Source organism: Kitasatospora sp. NPDC036755 (assembly GCF_040636595.1).
Lineage (GTDB): Bacteria > Actinomycetota > Actinomycetes > Streptomycetales > Streptomycetaceae > Kitasatospora.
The window spans coordinates 45,741-52,062 of the sequence record NZ_JBEZUT010000012.1; the positions used below are offsets into that span (position 1 = coordinate 45,741).

Annotated in this window: 7 protein-coding genes; 5 read left to right on the forward strand and 2 right to left on the reverse strand. The window is 74.7% G+C overall.

The window, feature by feature from the left end; translation table 11 throughout:
• Nucleotides 1-92: 92 nt before the first annotated feature.
• The 3 genes from AB0E96_RS03410 (at nt 93) to AB0E96_RS03420 (ending at nt 3,124) form a co-directional block, all read left to right on the forward strand.
• Entirely contained in the window at nt 93-860 is a 768-nt protein-coding gene (locus AB0E96_RS03410) for a CDP-alcohol phosphatidyltransferase family protein (protein ID WP_359817872.1), read from the forward strand.
• Between the two features lie 123 nt (nt 861-983).
• On the forward strand, nt 984-1,136 hold the full coding sequence (locus tag AB0E96_RS03415; RefSeq protein ID WP_359817874.1) for a hypothetical protein: 153 nt from the start codon (nt 984-986) through the stop codon (nt 1,134-1,136).
• Between the two features lie 167 nt (nt 1,137-1,303).
• Entirely contained in the window at nt 1,304-3,124 is a 1,821-nt protein-coding gene (locus AB0E96_RS03420; protein ID WP_359817876.1) for a phospholipid carrier-dependent glycosyltransferase, read from the forward strand.
• Between the two features lie 18 nt (nt 3,125-3,142).
• On the opposite strand, the gene AB0E96_RS03425 is transcribed toward AB0E96_RS03420, so the two are convergent.
• On the reverse strand, nt 3,143-3,478 hold the full coding sequence (locus AB0E96_RS03425; protein WP_359817878.1) for a helix-turn-helix domain-containing protein: 336 nt from the start codon (nt 3,476-3,478) through the stop codon (nt 3,143-3,145).
• Nucleotides 3,479-3,587: 109 nt separating this feature from the next.
• Here AB0E96_RS03425 and AB0E96_RS03430 point away from each other — a divergent pair, with 109 nt between their 5' ends.
• Nucleotides 3,588-4,622 (forward strand): zinc-binding dehydrogenase, encoded by a 1,035-nt coding sequence (locus AB0E96_RS03430; RefSeq protein ID WP_359817880.1) that lies wholly within the window; start codon nt 3,588-3,590, stop codon nt 4,620-4,622.
• 239 nt (nt 4,623-4,861) lie between these two features.
• Here the strand turns inward: AB0E96_RS03430 and AB0E96_RS03435 are convergent, their stop codons facing one another.
• The gene (locus tag AB0E96_RS03435) at nt 4,862-5,047 is read right to left on the reverse strand and encodes a hypothetical protein (RefSeq protein WP_359817882.1); all 186 of its coding nucleotides are present in this window, start codon (nt 5,045-5,047) and stop codon (nt 4,862-4,864) included.
• Nucleotides 5,048-5,224: 177 nt separating this feature from the next.
• Between AB0E96_RS03435 and AB0E96_RS03440 the strand changes: the two genes are divergently transcribed.
• Nucleotides 5,225-6,241: a hypothetical protein gene (locus tag AB0E96_RS03440; protein WP_359817884.1), complete on the forward strand. Its 1,017-nt coding sequence runs from the start codon at nt 5,225-5,227 to the stop codon at nt 6,239-6,241.
• Nucleotides 6,242-6,322 lie beyond the last annotated feature (81 nt).

Genomic DNA, 6,322 nt, shown 5'->3' on the forward strand with positions numbered 1-6,322 from the left:
CGTACCGCCCACGGCATACCGCCTGGTCCGGGCGCTTCCCCGGAGGCCGTAGCCTGTGGTGATCGTTTCGGGACAGGTGGAGGGATGTCGTCATGGTGGCTGCTCCGGCACTCGCCGAGCTGCGCGAGGTGTGCCAGCCGCAGGCCAAGATCCAGAGCCGTAACGGCGAGCACTGGGCGGGCCGGATGTACATGCGGGCGATCTCGCTGCGGACGACCCGGCAGCTGGTGCGCACCTCGGTGTCGCCGAACACCCTGACCTGGGTGATGGTGGTGTGCGGGGTCGGCGGTGGCGCGGCCCTGCTGATCCCGGGGCTGACCGGGGCCGTGCTGGCCGTCGTGCTGTTCCAGCTGTTCCTGCTGTTCGACTGCGTGGACGGCGAAGTGGCGCGCTGGAAGCGCCAGTTCAGCATGGCCGGGGTGTACGTGGACCGGCTCGGCGCCTACCTGGCGGATGCCGCTCTGATGATCGGCGCGGGCGTACGGGCGGCGCGCGGCGGGTCGGAGCTGTGGGTGTCGGCGGGGCTGGCGGCCGCGCTGGGCGTGGTGCTGCTCAAGGCCTCGACGGACCTGGTGGACGTGGCCCGGGCCCGCAGCGGGCAGCTCCCGGCGACCGAGGAGTCGACGCAGCCGCGCTCCCAGGGCATCGCGACCGCCCGCAAGGTCGCCTCGCTGTTCAAGATCCACCGGGTGACGAACGGCATCGAGGCCTCGCTGGTGCTGCTGGCGGCGGCCGCGGTGGACGCCGGGCTCGGCAATCTGGACGCCACGCGGTGGACGCTCGCGGGCATCACGGTGATCACCTGGGGCATGGTGGTCGCGCACCTGGCGTCGATCCTGTCCTCCTCGCGACTGCGCTGAGCGGTCGACTGCGCCACCGGCGCGGGCTTCCGTCGACGGAGGCCCGCGCCGAACCACGTGCGGAGGGGGTGAGACGCCCTTCCCCGGCCGCGGGGGCCCGGGGCCGCGCGGGAGGGTGAGGGCATGACCCCGCTCGACCACGCCCTGGCCGGTTCCCTCCCCCTGCCGACCGTCGCCCGGGCCCCGCTGCCGGCGGCCGTCACCGCGTCGCACCACCGCCGGCACCGGGCCGCGACGGCGACGGCGACGGCGGTGCCCCTTCCCCGCGCCGTCTGACGCGACGACCGCGCGCGGCGCTCCCTCTCCTCCAGTGATCCCGCCTCCGGCCGGGCCGTCCCGGCCCGGTCGCGGGAACCTGCCCTCCCTGTGCAACCAATCGGACTACATATACAGTCCAACGACATATGCAGTCGTCCGACAGTCCGACAGGAGGGGGCACTCCCATGCCACCCCGCACGCCGACCCTGCCGCACCAGACCCGCACCCAGCCGGAGCCGGAGCCACAGCCGCAGCCACAGCCGCTCCGGCCCATCCCGCACCTGCTCGCCACCGTCCGCGCCACCGCCGTCCGGACGGCCGCGTCCCGGCCCGCCGCCGTCCTGCTCGCCGGCTACCTGGCCGAGCTGCTGTTCCGGCTCGTCCTCTCCCGGTCCATGAGCTTCCCGTCCGTCCACCCCGACGAGGACTCCTACCTCGCCCTGGCCCGGGTGCTGGCCGGCGGCTCGGCGACCGAGATCCCGGTCGGCGTGGTCGTGCCCGGCGGCTACCCGCTGCTGATATCCCCCGCGCTGCGCCTGGCCGACGACCCGACGACCGCCTATCACCTGATCATGGCCGTCAACGCCGCCGTCAACGCGCTGGTCTTCCCGCTCGCCTACGTCGCGCTGCGCCGCCTCGGCCTGAACCGCCGCCGCTCGTACGCCTTCGGCGCCGCGACGGCCCTGCTGCCACCGGTGGTCTTCTACTCGCAGTTCGTGATGACCGACGCCGTCCTGCCGGTCCTGCTGCTCGCCTGGCTGCTCTGCCTGCACGGCTGGCTGGCCGACGGCCCGCTGCGGCGCCGTGCCTGGCACGCCGTCGGGACGGGGGCGTCGGCCGGGTACGCCATGTCGGTGCACGACCGCGGCGCCGTGGTGGTCGCGCTGACCGCCGTCGTCCTGCTCGGCGTCCTGCTGCTGCGCCGGGCGCCGTGGCGCGCCACGGCGCCCGGACTCGCGGCGCTCGGCCTGGGCGTGCTCGGCTCCAAGCTGCTGTCGATGTGGCTGCACGCGCAGTTCACCGTCCCGGACAGCAACGTCGGCGGTTCGCTCCTGAAGGGGCTGACCAACCCGTCGATCGCCGTGCAGACCCTCGCCCGCGCGACGGGTCAGATCTGGTACTTCATCGCCTCCACCTGGGGCATCGGCGGGCTCGCCGTGGTCGCCTGCCTGTGCGCGGTGTTCGACCGCCGTCCGCCGTGGGCGCTGCGGGTCACCGGCGGCGTGCTGGTGGCACTGCTGTTCGGCACGGCCCTGGCCGCCTCCGCCGCCCTGCCGCTGGACGGCCGGGTCGACGACTGGGTGTACGCCCGCTACACCTCCTGCCTCGTCCCCCCGGCCTTCGTGGCGGGCGTCGCGGCGCTCGCCGGGTACGGACGCCGCGCGCTGGTCCGGGCGGCGGCCGCGACGGCCGGGCTCACCCTGCTGCTCGCCGGGGTCGTGGCGCTGGCCGCCGGCAAGCGGCTGTACAGCTCGATGTTCATCCCCTGGACGCTGCCCGACATCTCCTTCCTCGCCGCGGACTGGGCCCGGGTCGACCTGCCCCGCACCTGCGCCGCCGTGGTGCTCCTGCTCGGTGCGGCGGTCCTGGTCCGCAACGCCGGGGGCCGTCGGGCGCTCGGGGCGCTCGGCGTCTCGCTGGCGCTGTTCGCCGCCTTCGCCACCACGACGATCACCGCGCAGGTCGCCCGGCCGCACTCGGAGGGCCGGGAGGGCCTGGCGACCGGCTTCACCCGCGCCGCGGGGATCAAGGCGGACGACAACGTGGTGTTCGCCTGGGACATCGACTGGTCGCTGCGCGCCGCCCAGACCTTCGAGGTCTACCGGGGGCGGGTGTGGTCCCGCGACCCCCGCTGGCAGCCCGTCCCGGCGGAGGCGAACGTCATGGTCCTCCCGCTGCCCGCGGCCGGGCTGCCGCCGGAGGTGTACTGGCCCGGCCACCCCGCCGACTGGTACGTCGAGCGGTCCAACACCGCGCAGAACTGGGCGGTGTGGCATCGGCGTTGAGCACCTCCCGGGCCGGCTTCAGCCCTCCGTGCGGGCGTGGGCGGCGAGGACGGTGTCGAGCAGGCCCGGGAACCGCCGCTCCAGGTCGACGGTGCGCAGCGCGGAGAAGCGCCGGTTGGCCTCCTCGCGCTGGGCGATCAGGCCGGACTCCCGCAGCACCTTGAAGTGGTGGCTCAGGGTGGAGGGCGCGACGTCCACCGGGAAGGTGCCGCAGGCCCGTTCGGGTTCGGTGCGCAGGACGCGGACGATGGTCATCCGGGTGGGGTCGGAGAGCGCGTGCAGGACGTCGAAGAGGTCGATCTCCTCGGCCGCGGGGTGGGCGAGCGCCGGTCGTCGACGGGTACTGCGGGGCATGGATCGACCTCCCTGATCTGCGATGTTCGACATCCATGGAAAGAGCGTGGTAGCACTGTCCCGCGCCAATTTCGTTGTTCGTCGAACATCGTAGCCGAGGGGGTCCGACATGCGCGCACTGGTGATGACCGCACCCGGTGGAGCCGAGAACTCGCTGGTCCGGGAGGTCGAGGCACCACGGCCGGGGCCGGGGCAGGTGGCGATCGACGTCGCCTACGCCGGGCTGAACTTCGTGGACGTGATGACCCGTCGCGGCGACGCCGCGTACGCCGCCGAGTGGCCGTACCGGCCGGGCAAGGAGGTGTCCGGCACGGTCCGCGAGCTGGGCCCCGGCGTCACCGGGCCGGCGGTGGGCGACCGGGTGGTCGCCGCGCCGGTCGGCGCCGGGCTGGCGGAGGTCGCGGTCGCGGAGGCCGCGCTCACCGTGCCGCTCCCGGACGGGGTGGCGCTGCGCGAGGCCGCCGCCGTTCCGCTGGGGCTGGCCACGGCGCTCCTGCTGCTGACCGACGCGGGCCGCTTCACCGCCGGGGAGACCGTTCTGGTCCACTCCGCGGGCGGCGGGATCGGCAACGCCGTCGCCCGGCTCGTCCCGCTGCTCGGCGGCGGCCGGCTGATCGGCACGGTCGGGCGGCCGGAGAAGGCCTCGGCGGCGGTCGCCTCCGGCTACGACCACGCCTTCGCCCGGGGCGCGGCCGAGGGCCCGGCGACCGGCGGGCCCGCCGAGCCCGACGGGCCCGCCGGCCTTGCCGGGGCGATCCGCGCCGCCACCGGCGGCCGGGGCGTCGACCTGGTGCTCGACCCGCTGGGCACCGCGGCGCTCGAACTCGACCTCGCGGTGGCGGCGCCCGGCGCGCGGATCGTGCTGTTCGGCAACGCGGGCGGCGGCGCCGTCGCCGACCTGCCCCCGCTCGGCCGCCTGATGGCGGGCAACCTGACCGTCACCGGCTTCAGTCACCGCGGCCTGGCGGCCACCGCCCCCGAGCGGCTGGCCCGCGCCATCGGGCGGGCGCTCGACCTCCTCGCCGGGGGCGGCCTCGACCTGCCGGTCACCGAACTGCCCGGCCTCGACGCCGTCCCGGCCGCCCACGACGCCATGCAGGAGGGCCGGGCGACCGGCAAGTACGTGGTGCGCACCGCCCGTTGAGCCCAGGGGATCGCCCCCGCAGGCACGGCAACGCGCCCTGCACGGGAAGTCGACTCGGCCGACTTCCCGTGCAGGACGCGCTGGTGTGCCGCGCGGGTCAGCTCGCGGCCCCGGCGGAGGGGGCGGAGCCGGCCCGGCCGGTGGCGGTGGGGGCGGGACGGACGGAGCGCTTCAGAGCCATGTGCATGTCTGGGCTTCCTTTCGAGGAGGAGGGGATGGGAGCAGTCCGCGGCGGCGCGTCAGCTCTGCGGCCTGCCCGGGCACCAGGCGTCGCCCCAGGCCGTCGTCTGGATGCAGTTGTGGCCGCCCTGCCCGGCGCTGAGGTCCGTCAGCGTCGCGCCGTCGAACACCGAGACGCCGGCCGGGGCCACCCCGCCCAACCAGGCGGCGGCACCCAGCGCGACCGCGGCCAGTGTCCGCGTCACGATTCCTCGCATCACGACAGCTCCCATCACTTCGGGGACAGTTCCATACGTTTCGGACGTTTCCGCAGCTCCTGCGGTCCTGCCCGGCCCGTGCTCGCCACCCTGCCAGTCGGCGGATGGCCACGGCATCCCCCGCAAGGGATCATGAGCCTGCCTGGCAGCTTGAGGAGGCATGCGATGGACTCCGGGACCAGCCCCGCCCCGACCGCCGACGTACCCGCGCTCGACAGCGCCGCCGTCACGCTCTACCGGTGGACGGTGGTGCACGAGCGGCTCACCCCGGCGACCCTGGCACAGGCGGCGTCGGAGACCGACCTGAGCCTGCCGGAGTGCGAGGCGGCCGTGCGGCAGCTCACCGAAGCCTGCCTGTTCCGGGAACTGCGCACACCCGTCGACCCGGCGCCCGACGTCCCGGCGCCAGGCGACCCGGCGCCCGACAGGGCCCCCACCTGCGAGTCACCCGGCGAGGAGGCACCCGGCGGAGTCCGGATCGTCTGGCAGCCCGTCAGCCCCCAGGCCGCGACCGCCCAGCTGCTCTCCGCCCGCGACACCGCCCTGCGCGCCCGCGAGGAGGCCCTGCGCGAGCAGCGCCGGATCATCCAGCAGCAGCGCGACGGCCTCGCGGCGCTGGTGCCCGTCTACCTCCAGGCCCGCCAGCACGCCTTCCCGCAGGGCACCATCGACCGCCTGCCGGACAAGTTCGCGGTGCGCTCGCTGCTCGCCGACATCATGGACTCCTGCCGCAGCGAGGTGCTGGTCTCCAAGCACGGCGGGTCGTTCCCGCCCGCCGCGCTGCGCGAGGCGCTGCCGCGCGACCTGGCGCTGCTCGACCGGGGCGTCCGGATGCGGAGCCTCTACCAGCACGCGACCCGCTTCGACCAGCCCACCCGGGTCAACGCGGAACAGCTCATCGAGGCCGGCGCCGAGATCCGGACCTTGCCGGAGGTGCTGCCCCAACTGATCATCGTGGACGGCTCGCTGGCCCTGCTGCCCGCCAGCTCCGGCGGCGCGCTGATCATCCGGGAGCCCGACCTGCTCTCCTACCTGCTGACGGTCTTCGAGCGGGACTGGGAGAACGCGGCGCCGTTCGCCAGCGGCCCGCAGGCCGCGCACGACGTCACCAAGACGATGAAGCAGAGCATCCTGGTGCTGCTCGCGAAGGGCCTCAAGGACGAGTCCACGCCGTGCAGGTAGCCGGCCGCGCAGGTCTCGTGGGGGAAGGAGATGACCTTCTGGAAGTCGGCGTTGAAGCGCTTGACCGCCGAGTGGCCGAGC

What these genes read in the sequence shown, in the direction of transcription:
- AB0E96_RS03410 (WP_359817872.1), top strand. Translation starts at nt 93, where the DNA reads ATGGTGGCTGCTCCGGCACTCGCCGAGCTGCGCGAGGTGTGCCAGCCG.
- AB0E96_RS03420 (WP_359817876.1), top strand. Translation starts at nt 1,304, where the DNA reads ATGCCACCCCGCACGCCGACCCTGCCGCACCAGACCCGCACCCAGCCG.
- AB0E96_RS03415 (WP_359817874.1), top strand. Translation starts at nt 984, where the DNA reads ATGACCCCGCTCGACCACGCCCTGGCCGGTTCCCTCCCCCTGCCGACC.
- AB0E96_RS03425 (WP_359817878.1), bottom strand. Translation starts at nt 3,478, where the DNA reads ATGCCCCGCAGTACCCGTCGACGACCGGCGCTCGCCCACCCCGCGGCC.
- AB0E96_RS03430 (WP_359817880.1), top strand. Translation starts at nt 3,588, where the DNA reads ATGCGCGCACTGGTGATGACCGCACCCGGTGGAGCCGAGAACTCGCTG.
- AB0E96_RS03440 (WP_359817884.1), top strand. Translation starts at nt 5,225, where the DNA reads ATGGACTCCGGGACCAGCCCCGCCCCGACCGCCGACGTACCCGCGCTC.